Raw genomic sequence first — 21268 nt, forward strand, 5'->3', positions numbered from 1 at the left:
TCCCGGTGGACGGGTCCGGCGTGTGGTGGCTGTCGTACCGCCGATCGGGGCGGTGGTGTGGGGTGTTCGGGTGTCTGGTGGTCCTGGGTCCTGCGCTCGGCGGGGGCGTCATCGGATGCCTCCCGCGCTGAGGCTCGCCGGCCAACCGGCTCCGGGTCCTGCGACGAGCACGGTGGCCTCGCCGGTGACGGTCCACGGACCGAACCCGGCGGGGACCGCGAGGACCTCGCCGGCGGACACCGCGACCGGTTCAGCACCGTCCTCGGGTACCAGGGACCCTGCGCCGGTGAGGGCGAGGGCGACCGAGAAGCCGGCGTCGACGGGGTCGCTGCCGTCCGCGCCGGGCGCTATGGCGAAGAGCTGGAAGTAAGGGTCCGCGGCAGCGGGGAGCAGGCTGACGGGCGTGTCCGTCCGGGCGTCGAGGTCGTGCTGGACGACGAGCCTGGCGATCTCCGACTCGGGCAGGGCGGTGGTCGAGACCGCGCCCATCACCGTGTCGAAGCCGAGCCCGAGGTGGGACTCCTCGCGCGTCGAGGTCGTGACCGACCACTCGAGCAGGATGGAGAGGTCGGTGGGCTCCTGGACCTCGGTGAGGAAGATCCCGCCGTCGATCGCGTGTGCGGTGCCGGCCGGGACGAGGATGCCCATGCCGCGTTCGACGACGATGCGGTTCATGTGGGCGAGCATCCACTCGCTGTCCTGGGCGTCCCGGCGGCGGTCGAGTTCCTCGGGGTCGACGTCCTCGCTCCATCCGAGGTGCACGGCGGAGCCCGGCTCGGCGTCGAGGATGAACCAGGCCTCCGTCTTGCCGTAGGCGCAGTCGAGGTGCGAGGCAGCGAAGGCGCGGTCGGGGTGCACGTGGACGGGCAGGCGCTGCCGGGCATCGAGCAGCTTCACGAGGATGCCGGTGTCGGCGGCGTCGGTGCCGGAGTCGCGGCCTGCGCCGGTCCACTGCTGAGGGTCGGCGGCGACGAGGTCGCGGAGGAGGACGCCGTCGACGGTCCTGGCGAGGCCGATCGCACCGCCGGGCTCCTGGTCGGCGCGGCTCACCGTGGCACCGAGCCACTCCTCGGGCTGGAACTCGCTCTGCTGCTCGATCCCCCGCAGGGCGGCGATCCGGTCGCCGCCACGGTAGAAGTGCTCGATGAGGTTCGGCGCGAGTCGCGTCGGCTGGGCGAGCCTCGTGGGCTGGGTCGTGCTCATGCTGCTGGTCCTCCGACCATGGTCGTGGTGGATGCGGTGTCCGCATCGACGGTGTGCTGCCGGGCCGGCCCGGCGATCTCGCCGGAACCGCGGGGAACGAGCGAGGTCGGGACGATCCACTCGCGGGGCTCGTCCGTCGGCGACTCGCGCAGTTCCAGCAGCCGCTCGATCGCGGCGGTGCCGATGACGAACGGGTCCTGGTTGATGCAGCTGACGGCCGGTCGCAGCACGTCGGCGAGGATGAAGTCACCGAACGCGATGTGCGCCGTCCCTTCGCGCCCGATGCGGTGCAGCGACGTCGTCAGGCCGATCGCGGCTTTCGCGTTGGAGGCGAAGAACGCGGTGGGCGGGTTGTCGAGGCCGAGCAGTCGCTCCGTCTCGGCGGCGTAGTCGAGGGTGCCGTCGATGGTCCAGGAGACGAGGGACGGGTCGAGCTCGATGCCGGCCTCCGCCAGCACGTCGGTGTACCCCTGGTACCGGCGGCGGATGGTGAGGAAGCGCTCGTCGCGGTCGTAGAAGGCGATGCGGGTGTGGCCGAGCTCCACGAACTGGCGGATGGCGAGCTGCGTGGCGCCGTAGTCGTCGACCACGACGCTGTCGAACGCAGCCAGTGGGCGGTCCACGGCGACGACGGGGGTCACGTTCCGGAAGGCCTCCAGGTAGGGCAGCTCCGCTGCGACCGGGGCGATGATGACGCCGGCGACCTGGTGCCCGGCGATGAAGCCGGTGAGCTGGTCGCGTTCACGACGCTCGTCGAGCCCGGTGCTCGCCACGAGGACGCTGAGGCCCTCCTTGAGCGCTCGGGCTTCGATGGCGCTCACGAGCGAGGCGAAGAACGGGTCGGCGAGCGAGTCGATGAGCACGCCGATCGCGCCACCGGTGCCGGACTTCAACGAACGGGCGGCTGTGTTGGGCACGTACCCGAGGCGATCGATCGCCTCGAGCACGCGGCTTCTGGTCTCGGGGTGGACGGACGCTTCGCCGTTCACCACTCGCGAGACGGTCTTGATGCTGACGCCGGACTGCGCAGCGACATCCTTGATCCCGGGCGGCCGCATCAGCGGGTCCCCCGGTCGTGCGAGAGAGCGGTTCCGAGGGGGCCGTCGGTGTGGAGCGGCAGCGCGTGCGCACTCGTCCGGATCGGACTGGTCGCGGGGTTCGCGGGGTTGCAGGTGCCCATGGGCTCCACCTCCTGACAGCGTTGTCATCGTTCGGGGTGGTGCAGCTGCAGAACCCCGTCGTTCCTTGGTGCGCCTATACTGACCGCAGACCGACAACGTTGTCAAGCAACGTTGTCCGAAAGAGATCAAATTCATTTGGAACTCGCATCGATGAGGCGTTCTGACCCCTCGGATGCGGGTCGCCACCCCGGAATCATCGAGGAGTCAGCGTGATCGTCGTCGTCGCAGGAGCAGCCGGAAGCGGTAAGACCACCCTCGGGCGCGAGCTCGCACGAGCCCTGCGGCTGCCGCTCCTCGACCTCGACACGATCACCAACCCCCTGCTCGACGGACTCGGCCCGGTCGCCGACCCCGAGGGCGCCGAGCCACGGCACTGGAACGACCCCGCGCTCCGCTCGACCATGCGACCGGCACGGTACGCGGCGCTCCGCGCGGTCCTCGCCGACCAGCGCGACAACGGGGTCGGCGCAGTGCTCGTCGCGCCGTTCACCGCGGAGCTGCGCGGCGGAGCCGAATGGGACGCACTCGTCGAGGCGGCCGGGGTTGTCCCGAAGGTCGTCTGGCTGCGTGCCGACGCCGCCACGCTCGCCGCCCGCCGGGCCCAGCGCGGAGCCGAGCGGGACTCGCACATCGTCGACCCGGCGACCGACACGCCGCCGGCGATCGAGCACCTGTCGGTCGAGGCGGCCCTCTCCACGCCGCAGCAGCTCGCCGCCGTCCAGCGTGCGCTCGGCCTCGGCCGGACCATCGAGGCGACCGCGCCGATCTTCGATCAGGTCTTCGCCGCCGGACTCTTCGACCTCGACGGGACCCTCATCGACTCGACGCCCGCCGTGAACCGGTCGTGGGCGCAGCTGGCCCGCGAGTACGGCTTGGAGGTCGACCTGCTCGCCGAAGGGCACGGCCAGCCCGCAGCCCAGGTGCTCGCCGCGAGCTTCCCGCCGGACGAGGTCGCCGGAGCGCTCGCACGGATCATCGAGATCGAGTCCGAGGAGGTCGCGGACGTCATCGCGCTCCCCGGGGCTGCGGAGGCGCTTGCGGCGCTCGGCGACGACGCGAAGGCGATCGTCACGAGCGGCACCCGGCTCATCGCTGGGAACCGGATCGCGGCCGCCGGGCTCGTGCGGCCGGAGGTCGTGGTGACCTTCGACGACGTGACGAAGGGCAAGCCCGACCCGGAGCCCTTCCTCCTCGGCCGGTCGCGGCTCGGCATGGAGGCACAGCTGTGCGTCGTATTCGAGGATGCACCGGCGGGGCTCGCCGCCGCACGTGCCGCGGGGTGCTGGACGGTCGGGATCGCGGGGACGCACGAGGCGCATGAGCTCGACGCCGACCTCGTGATCGACGGCTTGTTCCAGCTGCGGCTCGAGCCCGTCGCCGAGGGCGGCTTCCGGCTCGTCCCGGCGTCGCTCGGCTGAGCCGGTCCCGGTCCCTGAGCCTGTCGAATGGCGGTCCCTGAGCCTGTCGAAGGGCGGCACCGCTGGCCCTGTCGAAGGAGCGCCCCTGCCCCTGCCGAGGGACCCTTTCCGAATCCGTCGAGGAGTGCTCGGTCCCTGAGCTTGTCGAAGGGCACTCCCGGACGCCGAACCCGCCGCGGGACTTCGGTCCCTGAGCTTGTCGAAGGGCGCTCCGGCCGCCGAGCCCACACCACGGCCCCCCGGTCCCTGAGCTTGTCGAAGGGCACACGGACGACTCCCCTCGTGCTCGAAACCCGGCCCCTCGGTCCCGGAGCTTGTCGAAGAGCGTTCCGGTCGCCGAATCCGTAACGTCGCATCCTCGTTCCCTGAGCTTGTCGAAGGGCACACGAACAGACCTCATCTGTTGCTTAAAAAGCCAGATCAGCAGGTTTTTCCATCCACGTTCCAGTGTCGGGGGTCCGTGTTTGGATGGACTCATGACCAGCACCGCACCGAACCCCCTCGCCGCCGCCGCGGCCGGGTTCGATGCCGTGTGGCACGGCGCGCTCGACGCGATCCGTGCCGGGTCGAATGTCGCGGAGCAGCTCGAGAACATGAACGGTGAGGCCCTGTTCCGGGTCCTCGATGAACTCGGGGCCGTGCAGCACGCGGTCGAGGTCCTCGCGGCGCGGGTGACCGGGGCGATCGCGCTCCGGCCGTCGCCGACGGGCCGCGACGGATCACTCGTTCGCGCAGCCGGCTATGCCAACCCTGGTGTGATGGTGTCCGAGCGGTGGCGGGTGACGCGCGCCCACGGTTCAGCCATCGCGGAGGTCGGCGCCGCGATCACCCAGCCGCGCGTGCTCCTCGGTGAGCTGGAGGAGTGCCCGTTCCCCGCGATCGCCGCCGCCCTTGAGGCGACACCAGGTACCGACGATCCCTGCGCTCCCGCCGAAACGGATGGTGACGGGCCCATTGCAGGCAGCACGGCGCCCGCCCCGCTCAGCGTCGACGGTGCAGCCGTCATCGTCCGCGAACTCCGGAACACTGGCCGTATCTGCGCCACGGCCGAGCTGCAGGCCGCGTCGGCGATCGCGGTCGAGCACGCCGCCCACGCACCCCTGCAGGACGTCGTCCGCATCGCGAAACTCGTCCGCACCCGCCTCGACCAGGACGGCCGAGAACCCCGCGACGAACTCCTCCGCCGAGCCGAACGCGCCACCCTCACGGAACTCCCCTCCGGCATGACCCTCCTCCGCGCCGAACTCGCCCCAGAAAGCGCCGCCTTCGTCCGCGCCGGCCTCGACGCGCTCATCAACGCCGGACTGCGCCGACCGTCCTTCGTGGACGCCGACACCGACACCGACACCGATCAGCCCGAGGGGTCCGGGGCCGTCATGCCGGACGGCCTGTCGGTGATCCCCACCGACCGGCGCCGCGCCATCGCCCTCACCGAGATCTTCCGCCACACCGCCGGCTGCAGTGGCGCCGCGACCGAGCTCGCACCCGTTTCCGTCGTCATCCGCGTCGACCACGACACCCTCGAAACCGGTGCCGGCACAGCCACCATCGACGGCATCGAAGAACCCATCGGCGCAGGCGCCCTCCGCCGACTTGCCGCGGACGCGAGAATCATCCCCATGGTCCTCGACGGACCCTCACACGTCCTCGACCTCGGCACCGGCACCCGCCTGTTCTCCCGCGCCCAGAAACTCGCCCTCGCCGAACGCGACGGCGGCTGCGCCTGGACCGGCTGCACCCACCCACCCTCCTTCACCGAAGCCCACCACCTCACCTGGTGGTCAGCAGGCGGACCCACCGACCTCGACAACGGCATCCTCCTCTGCCCCTTCCACCACCACCGCATCCACGACGACCACTGGACCATCGACGTCCGCGACGGCATCCCCTGGTTCATCCCACCAGGCACCATCGACCGACACCGAACCCCCATCCGCGGCGGACGCATCCGCCTCGCCGCCTGACACACGATGCGTGGCACCCGCCTGCCCGCGCACCCCTGCCCTTCGACAAGCTCAGGGAGCGCACCCCGACAAACTCGGCGACAGGTGCCGCGCTCGCTCCACGGGTCAGCCCGCGGCGACGACCTCCTCGACGGCCGCCCGCGCACCGACGGCCGCAAGGCGCGCCCGGGCCTCGACGAACGCCTCACGGAGCCGCACATCCTGGCCGAGGTCTCCGAAGACGACCTCCAGATCGAGGAACGCCCCGGGGTTCTCGACCTCCTGGGCGACGGCCGCCTGGAGTTCGGCAAGCCTCCGATCCACCGGCTGCAGCTCCCGACCGTCGTCACCGACACCCTCGATGAACCGGCTCCACGCCGCCAGCACGAGCGCTGAGCGTGCAACCCCTCCGCCGGCTCGCAGCTGCTCCCGCACCACGGGGAGCAGGAACTTGGGGATCCGTTCCGACCCGTCGACGATCTGCCGGGCCAACGTGTCCTTGATCGCTTCACTGCCGAACCGACGCATCAGCTCAGCACTGTAGGCGTCGAGGTCGATCCCCGGCACCGGCGCGAGCGTCGGCCTCGCCTCCTCGTGCATGTAGCCGAGGAGGAAGCGGGCGAAGAGGTCGTCACGGCAGACGTCGTGGACGTACGTCTCCCCCGCCAGCAACCCCAGGTAGCTCATCGCCTGATGCGAGGCGTTCAGCAGCCTGAGCTTCATCAGCTCGTACGGTTCCACGTCCTCGACCAGCTGCACCCCCACCTGCTCGTACGGCGGACGGCCGTCACTGAAGTCGTCCTCCAGCACCCACTGCTCGAACGACTCCGACAGCACCGGCCACCGGTCCTCGATCCCGAACCGCTCCGCGACCATCTCCCGCTGCTCATCCGTCGTCGCCGGGGTGATTCGGTCCACCATCGAGTTCGGGAAGCGCACCTCGGCGGCGATCCAAGCCGCCAACGACGGGTCGATCCGTTCGGCGAACGCGAGGATCGCCGTGCGGGCGACGTGACCGTTGCCCTGGATGTTGTCGCAGGACATGACGGTGAACGGCACCGCACCCGCGTCCCGTCGAGCACGCAGGCCGGCGGCGATGAACCCGAGCGGGCTCTGCGGCAGCGCACCCGCGGGCAGGCCGTCGAGCTCCGCGAGGGTCGCTCCGTCGCTCGGTTCGAACGCGCCTGTCGCGTCGTTGACGCCGTAGCCGCCCTCGGTGATCGTGAGGGACACGATGCGGGTCGAGGGGTCACTCACCCGGGCCAGGACGACGGCCGGGTCGTCGGGCGCGAAGAGGTACTCGACGATCGAACCGACCACGCGCGCCTCGGCCTGGCCGTCGGGACTCGTCGTCACGAGCGTGTACAGCCGGTCCTGGGCACCGAGTGCGTCCCGCATCGCCGCATCGCCTGGCAGGGTGCCGACGCCGACGAGCCCCCAGGACGCATGCTCCCCACCGGGCAGGGCGAGCACGCGGTCGACGAACATCGCCCCGTGGGCACGGTGGAAGGCACCCACACCGAAGTGGACGATGCCGGGACGGACCGCGGAACGGTCGTAGGACGGCACAGCCACCTGCGGGTCGAGGGCGGTGAGAGTGGCGTCGGAGAGCTGGGTCATGGGTGGTGCCTTCTCGTCGGTGAGGGGTTCCGGATGGTGCGGTGGTCGTCAGACGCCGTGGCTGGACTCGGTGGCCAACGGCGTGGTGGCGTCGAGGGTCACGACGCGGGTGGCGCGATGCTTCGTGGCGTCGACCAGGCGGGCGTTCGGCTCGTCGACCCCGAGCACCCAGGCTTCGGCCTCGTCCCGCGGGTGGCCGTGACCGAGCCGTCTGGCGATGAGGCGTTCGCGGCGGAGCTCGTCGTCAACGTCGACGTACCAGGACTCGTCGAGGTGCCGGGCGATGCCATCCCAACCGTGATCGTCGAACAGCAGGTAGTTGCCCTCCGTGATGACGAGCGGCACCTCGGGACGCACGAGGACCGCGCTGCCGATGGAGACCTCGAGGGAGCGGTCGAACCGGGGCGCGTAGACCGCGGCGCCGGGCAAATCCTCCGTGCGACCGCTCGTGGCGAGCCGCGCCAGCAGGGCGACATAGCCGTCGACGTCGAAGGTGTCCGGGGCGCCCTTGCGATCGCGTCGCCCGAGGCGGACGAGTTCGGGGTTGTCGAGGTGGAAGCCGTCCATGCCGACGATGACCGCCTGGTCGCCGAGGGCCGCGGCGAGCGTGTCGCTGACGGTCGACTTCCCCGCCCCGGGTGCGCCGACGATCCCGAGGATGCGTCGCGAGCCGGCGGCGGCGAGGGTCCGCGCGCGGTCGACGAGCTCGTCGAGGCTGGTCCCGGTCGTGCTGCCGCCCATCGTGATGCCCCACCTCTCGTCGGGTCGGCGTCGTCGCGGTCGCGCCGTCGCCCGACTCACGGTAGGTCCACGGGATGTCCGTGTCAACCGCGTATGTCACCGGTGTCACGGCTTTCGTGTGCATTTCCATGTCACGGGTGACATGACCGTGATTCCGTGGATATGATGCTCGCGACCCGGTGCACCGACGCACGGGCCCCTCACGTCGATCGGAAGAACCCATGACTGACTTCAACGGCCGCACAATCCTCGTCACCGGAGCGAGCGGCGGCATCGGCGGCGCGACCGTCCGCCACCTCGTCGCAGCGGGCGCACAGGTCATCGCCTCCGGCCGCAATCTGGAGCACCTCGAGGCCATCGCCGCCGAGACGGGCGCCGAACCGCTGCCCTTCGACCTCACCTCCGAGGACAGCATCCGCGACGCCATCGAGGGTCGCGACATTTGGGGCGTCGTCAACTCCGGCGGCTGGGGCGGCGAGATCGCCACGCCCCAGGAGACCGACATCGAGGTCTTCGACAAGGTCATCAGCATCAACGCCCGCGGATCCCTGCTTGTCACGAAGTACGCGTCGCGCGAGATGATCCGCCAGGAACGCGGCGGTGCGATCGTCAACGTCTCCAGCCAGGCGTCCCTCGTCGCCCTGTCCGGTCACATCTCGTACGGTTCGTCGAAGGCCGCCCTCGACAACATCACCCGCGTCTCCGCCCTCGAACTCGGGAAGTACGGCATCCGTGTCAACGCCGTCAACCCGACGGTCGTCATGACGCCGATGTCCGCCTGGTACTGGGGCCGCCCCGACATCGAAGGCCCGTTCCTCGAGGCCATGCCGCTCGGCAAGTGGGCGACGGAGGACGACATCGCCGGCCCCATCACCTTCCTCCTCAGCGACGCCGCCGGCATGATCTCGGGCGTCTCGCTGCCGATCGACGGCGGCTACACCGCACGCTGACCCGGCCGGCACGGACTGCACGACCGGCACGAGCGAGCGGGAGGGAGCACCACGCATGGCGACGATGCGACAGATCGCGGCAGCCGCCGGCGTGAGCGCGAAGACCGTCTCGCGGGTCTTCAACGACGACCCGCACGTGCTCCCGGAGACGCGCGAACGGGTCGAAGCGATCATGCGCGAGCTCGACTACGTGCCGAACACGCTCGCGACATCGTTCCGGTCCGGCCGCCCCTCGGTCATCGGGGTCGCCGTGCCCGACATCGTCGACCCGTTCTTCGCCGAGATCGCCCGCGCGGTGGAGCGGACGGCGCGCGACCACGACATGTCGACGCTCGTGACGAGTCTCGGCGACGACCCGGAACGCGAGCGCGAGGTGCTGGAACCGATGCTGCGGCGACAGCTCAGCGGCCTCGTCCTCGCGCCGGTCGGCGAGGACCAGGGGCCGCTCGCCGCATGGGCGTCACGGACGCCGTTCGTCTTCGTCGACCGCGCACCCGGCGGACTGACGGCCGACGCGTTCACCCAGGACGACTTCCGCGGCGCGTTCGAGGCGACGAAGCACCTCGTCGGGCACGGCCATCGACGGATCGCGTTCATCGGCGACCACCTGCGGCTCCCCACCACGGCGGAGCGATTGCGGGGCTACCGCGCGGCCCTCGCCGAGAGTGAGATCGCGGAGGGCGCGGAACTCGTCGCCCTCGGCGCCGACTCCCCGTCACGAGCCGCCGCCGCCTTGGCCGAGGTGCTGTCGATCCACGACGGCATGGGAGCGCCGGCACCCGCCACGGCATTGTTCTCCTCGAACGCGGTCTGCACGATGGCGATCCTGCCGGCCCTCGCCGAGCGACCACTCCCACTCGTGGCGTTCGGCGACTTCCCGCTGGCAGACCTCCTGCGGCCGTCGGTCACGGTGGTCGTGCAGGACCCGGAGTCCCTCGGTCGTCTCGCCGCCGAGCGCATCATCGAGCGCATCCAGCACCCGGACCGACGGTTTTCGAGGCGGACCGTCCTCCCGGTGCGGCTGCTCGAGCGGGACTCGTGCCGAGGATCGGTCTGAGCCCGGCGGTCACCGTCCGCGAAGCGCTGCCGCTTCGCTCAGCCAGCGGGCATAGCCGTCCCAGGGGTCGACCGCTCGGGCGATGGCGGCGATGTGGGCGAGGAGTCTCGGCGAGGACCGGAACCACTCGGAGCGTTCGAGTCGTTCCTGCGCGAACTGCTCGTGGCGGGCCCGCTCCACGTGTCGGTCGCCGCGTTCGAGCGCGAGCAGTTCGTCGTGCCAGATCGCGGCGAAGCGTTGGCGCGGGTTGGTCGTCGTGCCGATCTTCACGCGGTCGCCGTGACGGAGGTAGTAGACGACGTCGATCCGTGGTCGGGCGAGGTCGTCGTCGGGTACCTCTCCCTGTTGCCACTCGCACGTCGCGCACAACCAGCCGGACGGGTAGTCGCGACCGAGCCGTGAGCCGCACATGATGCACGGCGAGGGCAGGGTGTCGAGGACGCCCCATCGGCGTCCGGCCCATTCGGCGGCGAGGGCGAGGTGCTGTTCGCACAGCGCGACCGGCGCGTCCCCAGGGGCGGTGTCGTCGCACCCGGGTTGCACGCATCGTCTGTCGGACATGTGGAGAGTCTCCCCCACCCCGCCGACACCCGTCGGTCCCAGAACCCGCGCCCGGTCCATGAGCCTGTCGAAGGGCACCCGAGCAGACGCCACCCTTCGACAAGCTCAGGGACCAGACGGGGTACGCGAGCAAAGTCAGAGCGACCGCCGATCTCGAGGCCGAGCCACCCCGGTCCCTGAGCCTGTCGAAGGGCACCCGAGCAGACGCCACCGTTCGACAAGCTCAGGGACCAGACGGGGTACGCGAGCAGAGACCGAACGACCGCCGATCCCGAGGCCGAGCCACGCCGGTCCCCGAGCCTGTCGAAGGGCACCCGAGCAGACCCCGCCCTTCGACAAGCTCAGGGACCAGACGGGGTACGCGAGCAGAAACGGAACGACCGCCGACCTCGAAGCCGAGCCACCCCGGTCCATGAGCCTGTCGAAGGGCACCCGAGCAGACGCCACCCTTCGACAAGCTCAGGGACCAGACGGGGGTACGCGAGCAGAGTCCGAGCGACCGCCGATCCCGAGGCCGAGCCACGCCGGTTCCTGAGCCTGTCGAAGGGCGAGCGTCCTCCACAATGCGCACCACAGCGAGCAGCGTCCACCGTGGGGTGTCGGCGGAGACCCACAGGGTCGCGGCCCTGCGAGGCTGGCCCGATGCCCCACGTCTACATCCTCAAATGCGCCGACGGATCCTTCTACACCGGCAGCACCATCGACCTCGCTCGACGACTCGCCGAGCACATGGACGGCCTCGGAGCGAACTACACCCGCGAGCGACTACCCGTCTCACTCGTCTGGTCAGCGGAGTACGACCGCGTGGACGACGCGTTCTTCATCGAGAAGCGCCTCCAGGGCTGGAGCCGGGCGAAGAAGCAGGCCGTGATCGACGGACGGTTCGACGATCTCCCGCGCCTCAGCTGCTCACGGATCACAACGTGGCGCGATCCAGAACCCGGAATGGACCCCATGCCCGGCCCCTGAGGAGCCAGGCGCTCAGCGTGTCGGAGGACTCCCGGCCGGAGACCGCCCTTCGACAAGCTCAGGGACCGATCGGTTGCGCTGGCAGCGACCGACCGGTTGGGCTGGCCAGGACCGCCCTTCGACAAGCTCAGGGACCGATCGGTTGCGCTGGCAGCGACCGACCGGTTGGGCTGGCCGGAGCCCGCCCTTCGACAAGCTCAGGGACCGATCGGTTGCGCTGGCAGGGACCGACCGGGTTGGGCTGGCCGGGACCACCCTTCGACAAGCTCAGGGACCGATCGGGTGGGCCGGCGCAGGGCCCCGGCGGCACGCTCCCGGCTGGGAGGCGGTCGGGTGGCCTCCCAGCCGGCGCGCAGGTCACATCGCGATCGCTCGCCCCTCCTCGTGGGAGCGGATCGCCGCGCGGTAGATGTCGTGGGTCAGCGCCGCCTCCTCAGGGCGAGCGGCCCCGAAGCGGTCACCGAGGGAACCGTGACGCTCGGCCAGGAACACCGCCCACATCTGCAGGATCGTGTCGGAGAACCCCGACTCGAAGTTCGGCCCGGTGACCGTCGGCCACACCGACTGACTCCCCGCATCAAGCTGCTGCCACACCTGCTCACGCCCGCCACCCGGGATGGCGCGGATCGCGAACACCTCCACGAGCTTCGGGTTCTTCGTACTGAAGCGCACGCCGCCGTCGAGCCCGATCGCCTCGAACTCCCAGGTGTTCTTCTGCCCGGGATCGATGCGCTTCGTCTCCGTCGTGAGCGGGAAGCGGACGCCGTCGTGGCTCGCCCAACTGTGCAGCACAGCGTTGTCCCAGGTGTCGCACGGCACGAGCGAACCGTCAGGACCCGGCCGTTCGGTCACGATGTTCTGCAGCACACCGTAGACGCTCTCGGGCGCCCAGCCGAGCCGCAACGGCACATGCCAGGTGTGCATCCCGAGGTCGTTCATCACGCCGGCCTCACCACAGAACTGCGTCTGGCGCTTCCAGTTGATCTGCTTGCCGCGATCGATGTCGCTCGAGTGCAGGAAGCTGTTGCGGGCCTCGACGATCGTGCCGAGCGCGCCGGACCGGACGTAGTCGATCGCGAGCTGCGCGCCAGGGAAGAACGGCATCTCACTCGAACACCGGACGAAGCTCTCCGGGTGTTCGGTCATGGCCGTGAGGACGGACTGCGCCGCCGCCGCGTCGATCCCGAACGGCTTCTCCGCCAGCAGCGACTTCCCGGCGCGGATTACGTCGGTGTAGATCTGCTCGTGGAGGTCGTGACGCACGGCCACGTAGACGACGTCGACCGAGGGGTCGGCGAGGAGCTCGTGGTAGTCGGTGGTCTTCGTCACGACGGTGTCGATCTCGTCGAACCAGTCGAGGGCGGCCGGGTTGATGTCGCAGACGGCCGTCAGCCGGGGTCGCACCGGGTGGTCGATGAGCGCGGGCCAGCGCTGGATGGCCGCGGCGATCTCGCGCCCCATGAGGCCGCCTCCGATGATCGCGACGTTGACGCGTTCCGCCGTCACCCGGTCGGTCGTCACCTGCTCGGCACTCATGCGCGTGCCGCCTCGAGGATCGCGAGGCCGGCCTCGGCGTCGGCGCCGTCGTGCAGCACCGCCATGAGGGCCGCCGTGATGGCCGCCGGATCCTCGTGCTGGATGATGTTGCGACCGTAGACGATGCCGGCCACCCCGGCGTCCAGGACGGCGACCGTGCGTTCCAGCAGCGTCCGGTCGTCGACGCGCCCACCCCCACGGACGAGGACGGGGACGTCACCCGCGACCTCGACGACACGTCCGTACTCGGTGATGTCGCTGCTCGGATCGGCCTTGACGAGGTCGGCGCCCAGTTCGACCGCCTGACGCACGAGCGTGACGATCTTCTCGATGTCACCGTCGACCTGGTAGCCGCCGCCCTCGCTGTTGTCGCGCATGACGAGGGGTTCGATCATGAGTGGCATCCCGTACCGGGTGGCCTCGCGGCGCAGCGCCATGATGGAGCGGATGTTCGCCTCCCGCACCTCGGGGTGCTCGGGGATCTGCATGAGGTTGACGCACACGGCGACGGCGTCCAGCCGGACGGCCTCCTCGATCGCGTGCGGCACGTGGTGGCTGTACAGGATCGAGTCGAGCGGGTTGCCGTAGACGTTGGCGACATCGGTCCGCAGGACGAGTGCCGGCTTGTCCTTGCCGGGGATCTGCTGCAGGAGTCGGGCCTGGCCGAGCGTCAGCTGGACGGCGTCGGGACCGGCGGCGACGAGGGTGCGGACGACGCTGCCCATGTCCTCGATGCCGGTGATGAAGGAACGCTCTCCGAAGAAGCCGTGGTCGACGGCGACGTCGAGTGCACGACCGGATCGGGCGTTGAAGAGACGATTGAGGCGGTACAGCGACATTGCGGCGGCTCCTGATCGTGACGGGAAGGGTTTCCGGATCCTCCCTCGGTGTGTCACAGTAGTGGTCTGAGACAACGTTGTCTAGCTTGCGTCGGCTGAGCGCCGACGCGAAGAACGGAGGGTCCATGGGCGAGATCGTCGTCGCCGGCCACATCTGCGTCGATCTGTCGCCCAGGCTCGGCGCGAGCGCGCGCATCGACCCCGGCGCGCTCTTCGACACCGGCCCGCTCCGCATCTCGCTCGGTGGATGCGTCGCCAACACCGGCCTCGCGCTCGCGGACCTCGGCAGCGACGTCCGACTGCACGCGACCGTCGGCGACGACGAACTCGGCGCGATCGTCGCCTCCCGCATCGCCGCGCAACCCCGCCTCCATCCGGCACTCGAGGTGACCGATCGGGCGGCGACCTCGTACAGCGTCGTCGTCGAACCGGAGGGCCTCGACCGCACCTTCTGGCACCACACGGGCGCGAACGAGGTGTTCACCGGCGAGCACCTCGCCGTCGGTGGCGCGGACCTCGTCCACCTCGGGTATCCCCCGCTGCTGCCCGGCATCGTCGCCGACGGCGGCGCTCCGCTCACCGCCCTCCTGGAGCGGGTCCGCCGCCACGGGGCGACCACCTCGATGGACCTCGCCGTCGTCGACCCGAGCAGCTCGGTCGGTGCCCTCGACTGGGAGGCGATCCTCCGGCGCACCCTCCCCCTCACGGACGTCGTGAGCCCGAGCGTCGACGACCTCCGATCCGCCCTCGGAACGTCACTGCTCCCGGCCGACACCGCGTCGACGCCTCGGGCGCAGGCCGCCGCGTTCGCCGAGCTCCTCCTCGCCTGGGGTGCCGGCGTCGTGGCGATCTCGGCCGGAGAGGACGGGCTCGTGGTGCGCGCCGGCGGCGTCGACCGCCTCCGCAGCGCCGGCCGGATGCTCGCCCCACTCGCCGAGGCCTGGGCCGACGCGACGCTCCTCGCACCGCCGGTCCCCGCTCCGGCGTTCGTGTCCACGAACGGCGCCGGAGACGCCTCGACCGCCGGTCTGCTGTTCGCGATGTCGCGCGGCGCAGGACCCGAGGCCGCCGCCGACGTTGCCGGAGCCAGTGCCGCCGCAGTCATCGCCGGACTCCGGCCGACGGCCGAGGACGTCGTCCGGCTGCGGTCGAGCCTCCGCCCGCTCCTCACGGGCGCGTCACCGGAGCGACCCGTCGCGTGATCCGGCGTAGGCCAGGATGGTGAGCATGCGCAGCTCCCGGCCCCCGACCATGAACGACGTCGCCGCAGCGGCCGGCGTCGGTCTCAAGACGGTCTCGCGGTACGTGAACGGCGCGACGAACATCAACACCGAGTTGTCGGAACGCATCGGCGCGGCCATCGAGTCGCTGGGTTACCGGCACAATCTGGCGGCCGCGAGCATCCGACCCGGGCGCTCGAGCAAGGTCGTCGGACTCATCATCGGCGACCTTGCGAACCCGTACTACTCGGTGCTCGCCCGCTCCGTCGAACGGGTCTGCACCGAACACGGCTACCTCCTCATGTCGGCGAGCTCCGAGGAGGACGCCGGGCGGCACCGACTCCTCGTCGACCGTCTGGTCGCGCAGCGCGTCGACGGGCTCATCGTCGTGCCACCCCGACACGCGACGACGCCGTGGGCGACGAGCACCGTGGCGCACGCGCCGATGGTGCTCGTGGACCGCCCGACCGGGCCGCTGGAGTCGGTCGAGGTGCACACCGTCCTCGCCGACAACGCGGGCGGCGCACGGCGGGCGACGGCGGCGATGCTCGACGGCGGAGCCCGACGGATCGCGTTCCTCGGCGACTCGCTCGAGCTGTACACGATGCGGGAACGACTGACGGGCTACCGCCGGGCCCTCGCCGAGGCGGACCACGTGAGTGCCACCGGGGCCGCGCCGCCCGAGCCGATCGTGTCCGACGGGGCGCACTCCGTCGAGGACGCGGCCGCGGTCGTGGCCGGGTTCCTCCGCGACGGCGTCGTCGACGGCGTGTTCGCGGCCAACAACCGTGCCGCGATCGGGACCATGCAGGCGTTCGCCGCGGCCGGACGTCGCCTCCCGCTCGTCGGCTTCGACGACTTCGAGGCGGCCCCGCTCGTGACGCCGGCGGTATCGGTGGTCGCGCAGGACGTCGCCCTCATGGGACGCGTCGCCGCCGAGACCCTGTTGGCCCTCATAGCCGGTGAGGCCGGCCCGCCGACGACCCACACGCTCGACGTGCACCTGGAGTTGCGCGGCTCCGAGCGCTGAGCGGGGTGCCCTTCGACAAGCTCAGGGACCGGAGAGGGCGCGCTCAGAGACCGGAGCCCTTCGACAAGCTCAGGGACCGGAGAGGGCGCGCTCAGAGGCGGGCCGCCCTTCGACAAGCTCAGGGACCGGAGAGGGCGCACTCAGAGACCGGAGCCCTTCGACAAGCTCAGGGACCGGAGAGGGCGCGCTCAGAGGCGGGGTGCCCTTCGACAAGCTCAGGGACCGGAGAGGGCGCACTCAGAGACCGGAGCCCTTCGACAAGCTCAGGGACCGGAGTGGTTGCTCAGGGACCGGAGTGGTTGCTCAGGGACCGGAGTGGGCGCTCAGGGACCGGTCAGTGCTCCAGGTAGCGCAGCCCGTGGCCGAAGCGGAACAGCGGGTCCTCGGTGTCGTAGGGCACGTCGGACCGGCTCGCCTCGACGGCCGCCATGGAGCGCGGGAGGTCGAAGGGCAGCGACCCTTCGGGCAGCGCACGACCGAACACGACGTCCAGGAACGCGGCGTCGCTGCCCCCGAAGCTCGCGACCAGTGCCGCGACCACGTCGGCGACGCCCGTGAGGATCGCCGGACGGTCGAGGTGCATGTCGAGCACCGTCGGCACCGTCGCGGCGAGCTCCCGCAGGCGGGTGACCTCGTCGACCGGGATGTCCAACGATCCGGCGTGGAACATCGCCTCGAACCCGCCCGGCCGGGGCTCGTAGGGGGTCTGCATGCGGACGAGTGCGAGGTCCGCCGTCGCTGGGTCGGAGACGACCTCGCCGTAGCCGGCGGCCAGGGCCGCGTCCATCCCCTCGACGTACAGCCGGGGACGCGGCGAGCGCACCGGGAGCGTCCCGTCCACGTTCGTCAACACGGTGAACGCCCGGCGCTGCGCGGCCTCGCCGGCGGCGATGAAGTCGGCGCGCCCGACGATCGCACTCGCGGCCGACGCGTCGACGTAGGGCTGCTCGAAGAGCCCGAGCACGAACTTCTCGCGGAGCAGGCGCCGCACGGACGCGTCGATGCGGTCCTCGGTGATCCGTCCCTGTTCGACGAGTGCGACGACGAGTTCCGGTCGGGCCTCGCCGCCGAACTGGTCGCAGCCGGCCTGGAGGATGCGCTCCACACGGGTGAGCTCGTCGAGGTGCTCGAGGCCCCAGGCCCGGGCGGGCATGTCCTGCCCCATGATCGAGGTGTCGGTGATGAGGCCCCAGTCGGTGCAGACGATGCCGTCGAACCCGAGCTCCTCGCGGAGCAGCCCGGTGATGATGCCGCGGTTGAACGCGAAGGCGACCTCCTCGTGCTCGGTGCCGACGGGCATCCCGTAGTACGGCATCATCTGGCCGGCACCGGCGGCGATCGCGGCACGGAACGGGATGAGGTGGTAGTCGAAGTTGCCGCCGGGGTAGACCTGTTCGCGTCCGTAGGCGAAGTGCGGGTCCTCGCCGTCGAGCTGGGGTCCGCCGCCCGGGAAGTGCTTCGTCATGGTCGACACCGAGTCCGGGCCGAGTTCTGCTCCCTGGAAGCCGCGGATGTAGCCGGCGACGAGTTCGGCGCTCAGCTCGGCGTCCTCGCCGAAGGTACCGCCGATGCGCGACCAGCGGGGTTCGGTCGCGAGGTCGACCTGCGGGTGGAGCGCGAGTCGGAGGCCGATCGCCAGATACTCCTGGCGTGCGGTGTCGGCGAAGGCCTCGACGAGCTCGACGGATCCGATGGCGGCGAGACCGAGCGTCTCCGGCCACTGGGAGAACGCGCCCGCGCGGGCGGCGGTGCCCACGTTGTCGGTGAAGTGGTTGCGCGGGTCGGTGGAGAGGGTGACCGGGATGCCGAGCCGGGTGCGCGACGCCCGCTCCTGGAGGGCGTTCGTCCACTCGGCGAGCGCCGTGGTGTCGGGTGCCGTACCGAGCACGTTGAAGTGCGTCATCAGCTGTTCGCCGACCATGTGCTCGCCGCTCGCGAGTCCCATGTGCGGGTTGGCCTCGTCGATCGGGCCGGGGGCGATCATCGTCTGGAAGAGCATGCCGGCCTTCTCGGCGACGGTCATGCGGCCGAGGAGGTCGTCGACGCGCTCGTCGACCGGGAGGGTGGCGTCGCGGTAGGCCGGCGTGGGTTCGGGAACGCTCATGGGTGATCCGTTTCTCGTCGATGAGTGGGGGGCGTCGGATCACTCGACCCCAGACGGGCCGAGAACGAAAACCGAACTCCGTTCGGGAACGGAGGATGTCTCTAGTATGCCCGCTGTCGACGATCACGCAACGCGTCCGGAGCTGGCGATTCCAGCTGCGTCCTCACCTACCCGGCGTGCTCCTCCATCGCGCGGAGCCCCTCGGCGAGCCAGTCCAGCGACGGCGCCACACCCGGTGCGACGGGATGACGGTTCAGGTGTCCGTGGAGGACCCCCGGTTCGAGTCGACTGCGGACGGTGGCCCCGGCGGCCTCCGATGCGGCGATGAGCGCTTCGCCGGAGGGACGGAGGTCGTCGAACTCCGACAGCAGGACGGACAGCGGCGGACGGTCGGCGGTCACCGGCACTGCCCCGGGCAGGGCGAGTTCGGGCAGATCGACGAGTCGACCGACGTAGTTCTCGACCATCCAGTCGATCGATTCCCGCGGGAAGCGCATGAAGTCGGGCAGGACGTCCATCTCCGTCAGGACGTCCGGCGGCAGTGGCGGCACGACCGCGTCGAGGAACGGGTAGGCGAGGAGCACGGCGTCAGCACGGCGGTCGCTGCGGAGCGAGGCGGCGAGCGCGAGGGCGGCTCCGGCACTGGCGCCACCGATCGCCGTCCGGGAGCCGAGGACGCCCGACCGCGCGTCGACGAGCCATTCCCACACGGCGAGCACGTCGTCGAGCGGCACCGGGAAGCGCGTGACCCCGTCCGCCAGGCGGTAGTCGACGGACACGACCTCGGCTCCGGCTCGGGCCGCCAGTTCGGCGCTCACGACGTGCGCTTCCGGCCAGTCGAGCGTCCCCGCCGCGAACCCGCCACCGTGTGCCCAGAGGAGGGCGGGACGGGCGGGATGGGCGGCGGCCCGGCCGGCCCCTCCGGGTAGGTAGCGCCTGATCGGGATGTCGCCGTGGGGGCCGTCGACGACCTCGTCGGTGATGACGACGCCAACCGGTGGCTGCCACGGCCCGTCGTCGCCGTAGGCCGCGAGTCGCTCCTGGAACGACTCCTCGAGTGCCCCACCGGCGGCGGCTCGCTGGGCATTGGAGCATCCGTCGAAGAGCTGCAGCCGGTCGCGGTAGTAGGGGTCGATCGCCATGCGCCGAGCCTACCCAGCCGGCTCCATCGACCCGGCCGACCCGTCCGCCTCAGACCACAATGCTGCCGACGCGGTCGAGGTAGACGTCGATGGCGTCCCGGCTGGCCTGGATGCAGCTGACCTTGGCATCCAACCGCGCCCGGTGTTCGAGGAGTCGTTCGAGCACCTCGGCCGACGGCGTCACCTGGTAGATCGTGTCGTCGTCCTCGAAGCACGGCAGGATCTCGAGGATGAGCGCGGTCGGCATGCCGACGGCGATCAGCTCGCGGATGCGCTGCACCTTCGCGACGAGGTGGTCTCCGTACTCGCGGTACCCGTTCGCACAGCGGGTCGGTCTGAGCAGGCCCTGCTGCTCGTAGTACCGCAGCAACCGCGGGGTGCTCCCGGTGGCCGCCGCCAGTTCGCCGATGCGCATGCAAGACCCCTTCGAACGAGATGTGTCCATCTGCAGCAGCCGTCCGCGGCGGTCGGATATTCCCGACCCGTCGCGTGCCGGCTTGACCCTGACACCAGTGGCAGGCCGCGAGACTTCCCGGCATGACCACCGATGCCGCGCCCACCGCACCACCGACGACCCTGTCCCCGGCCCGAGGCCGCTCGCCCCTCCCGACCGCGCTCCTCCTCGCCGCCGTCGGATTCGTGACCCTGCTCACCGAGGTCCTTCCGGCCGGCGTCCTCCCCGCGATGGCCGCCGACCTCGGCACCACGGAGGCGATCGCCGGCCAGAGCGTCGCGGTCTTCGCCCTCGGGTGCATCGTCGCCGCGATCCCGATCAGCCGCCTCCTCGCACGGCTCGACCGCCGGACCGTCGCGCTGCTCGCCATCGCAGTCTCGGCCCTCGCGAACGCCGGCACCGCCGCCGCACCCGACCTCCTCACGCACCTCGCGACGCGCTTCGCCGCGGGTCTCGTGGCCGGCGTCGTCTGGGCGATGCTCCCCGGGTACACGCGCGGGTTCACGAGCCCGGAGCGGTTCGGTTCGACCCTCGGGATCGTGCTGTCGGGTGCGACGCTCGGCTTCGCCCTCGGCGTCCCGGCGGGTGCCGTCCTGAGCGCGGAGCTCGGGTGGCGGGCCGTGTTCGGCATCGTCGCCGCCGCGACCGCGCTCCTCGGCGTCGTCGCCGTCGTCGTCGCACCGCGGGTGGCCGGAACGGTCTCCGGTCGCTCTGGTCGCATGGGCGCGGCGCTCCGCCTCCCCGCGGTCGTCACGATCCTCGTGGCCCTGGCGGTCTGCATCATCGGTCAGAACATCGCGTACACCTACCTCGCGCCGGTCCTCGCCGACCGCGGGACGCCCGTGCCGCTCGGCCTGCTGCTCGCGGTGTTCGGAGTGGCGTCCGTCGTCGGCACCCTCGGGGCCGGACGACTCGCGAACGTGCGACTGGGCGCGACCATCCTCGGGGCTGCCGTCCTCGGCACCGTCGGGCTCAGCGTCGTCGCGGTGGATCCGCCGGTCGCGCTCCTCCTCGTCGCGGCCGGGGGCTGGGGGCTCGCCTTCGGCGCGTACTCCGTGCTCTTCCAGGTCGCGATCGCCCGGGTCGCCGGCGATGCGGCGGACGCGGCCCAGTCGGCGCTCGTCACGATGTGGAACGTCTCGATCGCGGTCGGCGGCGCGGTCGGCGGGATCATCCTCGGCACCTGGGGCGCCGCGCTCCTCCTCCCGGCCGCCGCGGCACTGACCGTCATCGCCGTCCCGCTGGGCGTCGCGATCGCCCGGTCCGTCCGTCCTCGGTGAGCCGCCGGACGCCACGGGAC

General features: G+C 71.0%; 18 protein-coding genes. 8 read left to right on the forward strand and 10 right to left on the reverse strand.

The window, feature by feature from the left end; genetic code table 11:
• Positions 1-108: 108 nt before the first annotated feature.
• Together ITJ57_RS14340 and ITJ57_RS14345 are read right to left on the reverse strand one after the other, a co-directional pair.
• Positions 109-1203, reverse strand: a complete 1095-nt coding sequence (locus ITJ57_RS14340; RefSeq protein WP_194670757.1) for a class I mannose-6-phosphate isomerase — start codon at positions 1201-1203, stop codon at positions 109-111.
• Positions 1200-2261, reverse strand: coding sequence for a LacI family DNA-binding transcriptional regulator (locus ITJ57_RS14345; RefSeq protein ID WP_194670758.1), 1062 nt, complete (start codon positions 2259-2261; stop codon positions 1200-1202). Before ITJ57_RS14345 ends, ITJ57_RS14340 begins: the two co-directional genes overlap by 4 nt.
• A gap of 332 nt (positions 2262-2593) precedes the next feature.
• On the opposite strand from ITJ57_RS14345, the gene ITJ57_RS19840 reads away from it, so the two are divergent.
• Both ITJ57_RS19840 and ITJ57_RS14355 read left to right on the forward strand, forming a co-directional pair.
• Positions 2594-3802 carry an HAD-IA family hydrolase gene (locus tag ITJ57_RS19840; RefSeq protein WP_194670759.1) on the forward strand — a complete coding sequence of 403 codons (1209 nt, stop codon included), beginning with the start codon at positions 2594-2596 and terminating at the stop codon, positions 3800-3802.
• A gap of 476 nt (positions 3803-4278) precedes the next feature.
• Positions 4279-5766, forward strand: a complete 1488-nt coding sequence (locus tag ITJ57_RS14355) for an HNH endonuclease signature motif containing protein (RefSeq protein ID WP_194670760.1) — start codon at positions 4279-4281, stop codon at positions 5764-5766.
• A gap of 105 nt (positions 5767-5871) precedes the next feature.
• On the opposite strand, the gene ITJ57_RS14360 is transcribed toward ITJ57_RS14355, so the two are convergent.
• Both ITJ57_RS14360 and ITJ57_RS14365 read right to left on the reverse strand, forming a co-directional pair.
• Positions 5872-7365: a mannitol dehydrogenase family protein gene (locus ITJ57_RS14360; protein WP_194670761.1), complete on the reverse strand. Its 1494-nt coding sequence runs from the start codon at positions 7363-7365 to the stop codon at positions 5872-5874.
• Positions 7366-7413: 48 nt separating this feature from the next.
• Positions 7414-8106, reverse strand: coding sequence for a nucleoside/nucleotide kinase family protein (locus ITJ57_RS14365; RefSeq protein ID WP_194670762.1), 693 nt, complete (start codon positions 8104-8106; stop codon positions 7414-7416).
• Between the two features lie 221 nt (positions 8107-8327).
• Between ITJ57_RS14365 and ITJ57_RS14370 the strand changes: the two genes are divergently transcribed.
• Both ITJ57_RS14370 and ITJ57_RS14375 read left to right on the forward strand, forming a co-directional pair.
• On the forward strand, positions 8328-9056 hold the full coding sequence (locus ITJ57_RS14370; protein ID WP_194670763.1) for an SDR family oxidoreductase: 729 nt from the start codon (positions 8328-8330) through the stop codon (positions 9054-9056).
• A 55-nt stretch (positions 9057-9111) separates the two neighbouring features.
• Positions 9112-10113, forward strand: a complete 1002-nt coding sequence (locus ITJ57_RS14375; RefSeq protein ID WP_194670764.1) for a LacI family DNA-binding transcriptional regulator — start codon at positions 9112-9114, stop codon at positions 10111-10113.
• A 9-nt stretch (positions 10114-10122) separates the two neighbouring features.
• Here the strand turns inward: ITJ57_RS14375 and ITJ57_RS14380 are convergent, their stop codons facing one another.
• Positions 10123-10674 (reverse strand): GIY-YIG nuclease family protein, encoded by a 552-nt coding sequence (locus tag ITJ57_RS14380; protein WP_194670765.1) that lies wholly within the window; start codon positions 10672-10674, stop codon positions 10123-10125.
• Positions 10675-11316: 642 nt separating this feature from the next.
• Here ITJ57_RS14380 and ITJ57_RS14385 point away from each other — a divergent pair.
• Positions 11317-11643 carry a GIY-YIG nuclease family protein gene (locus ITJ57_RS14385; RefSeq protein WP_194670766.1) on the forward strand — a complete coding sequence of 109 codons (327 nt, stop codon included), beginning with the start codon at positions 11317-11319 and terminating at the stop codon, positions 11641-11643.
• A gap of 357 nt (positions 11644-12000) precedes the next feature.
• Here ITJ57_RS14385 and ITJ57_RS14390 read toward each other — a convergent pair whose 3' ends face one another.
• Positions 12001-13179 (reverse strand): Gfo/Idh/MocA family protein, encoded by a 1179-nt coding sequence (locus ITJ57_RS14390; RefSeq protein ID WP_194670767.1) that lies wholly within the window; start codon positions 13177-13179, stop codon positions 12001-12003.
• On the reverse strand, positions 13176-14018 hold the full coding sequence (locus tag ITJ57_RS14395) for a class I fructose-bisphosphate aldolase (RefSeq protein WP_194670768.1): 843 nt from the start codon (positions 14016-14018) through the stop codon (positions 13176-13178). The genes ITJ57_RS14390 and ITJ57_RS14395 overlap by 4 nt, the downstream gene beginning before the upstream one ends.
• 125 nt (positions 14019-14143) lie before the next feature.
• Here ITJ57_RS14395 and ITJ57_RS14400 point away from each other — a divergent pair, with 125 nt between their 5' ends.
• Both ITJ57_RS14400 and ITJ57_RS14405 read left to right on the forward strand, forming a co-directional pair.
• Complete coding sequence (locus tag ITJ57_RS14400) at positions 14144-15220, forward strand: carbohydrate kinase family protein (RefSeq protein WP_194670769.1); 1077 nt, start codon at positions 14144-14146, stop codon at positions 15218-15220.
• A 25-nt stretch (positions 15221-15245) separates the two neighbouring features.
• On the forward strand, positions 15246-16268 hold the full coding sequence (locus ITJ57_RS14405; protein ID WP_194670770.1) for a LacI family DNA-binding transcriptional regulator: 1023 nt from the start codon (positions 15246-15248) through the stop codon (positions 16266-16268).
• Between the two features lie 334 nt (positions 16269-16602).
• Here ITJ57_RS14405 and ITJ57_RS14410 read toward each other — a convergent pair whose 3' ends face one another.
• From ITJ57_RS14410 to ITJ57_RS14420, 3 genes are all read right to left on the reverse strand, one after another.
• The gene (locus tag ITJ57_RS14410) at positions 16603-18372 is read right to left on the reverse strand and encodes a glycoside hydrolase family 3 protein (protein WP_194670771.1); all 1770 of its coding nucleotides are present in this window, start codon (positions 18370-18372) and stop codon (positions 16603-16605) included.
• A 167-nt stretch (positions 18373-18539) separates the two neighbouring features.
• Positions 18540-19514, reverse strand: a complete 975-nt coding sequence (locus ITJ57_RS14415; RefSeq protein ID WP_194670772.1) for an alpha/beta hydrolase fold domain-containing protein — start codon at positions 19512-19514, stop codon at positions 18540-18542.
• Positions 19515-19563: 49 nt separating this feature from the next.
• The gene (locus ITJ57_RS14420) at positions 19564-19929 is read right to left on the reverse strand and encodes a MerR family transcriptional regulator (protein WP_194670773.1); all 366 of its coding nucleotides are present in this window, start codon (positions 19927-19929) and stop codon (positions 19564-19566) included.
• Positions 19930-20051: 122 nt separating this feature from the next.
• Here ITJ57_RS14420 and ITJ57_RS14425 point away from each other — a divergent pair, with 122 nt between their 5' ends.
• Complete coding sequence (locus ITJ57_RS14425; protein ID WP_194670774.1) at positions 20052-21248, forward strand: MFS transporter; 1197 nt, start codon at positions 20052-20054, stop codon at positions 21246-21248.
• Positions 21249-21268: the final 20 nt, after the last annotated feature.

The organism is Plantibacter sp. VKM Ac-2880 (assembly GCF_015351235.1).
Classification (GTDB): Bacteria; Actinomycetota; Actinomycetes; order Actinomycetales; family Microbacteriaceae; genus Plantibacter.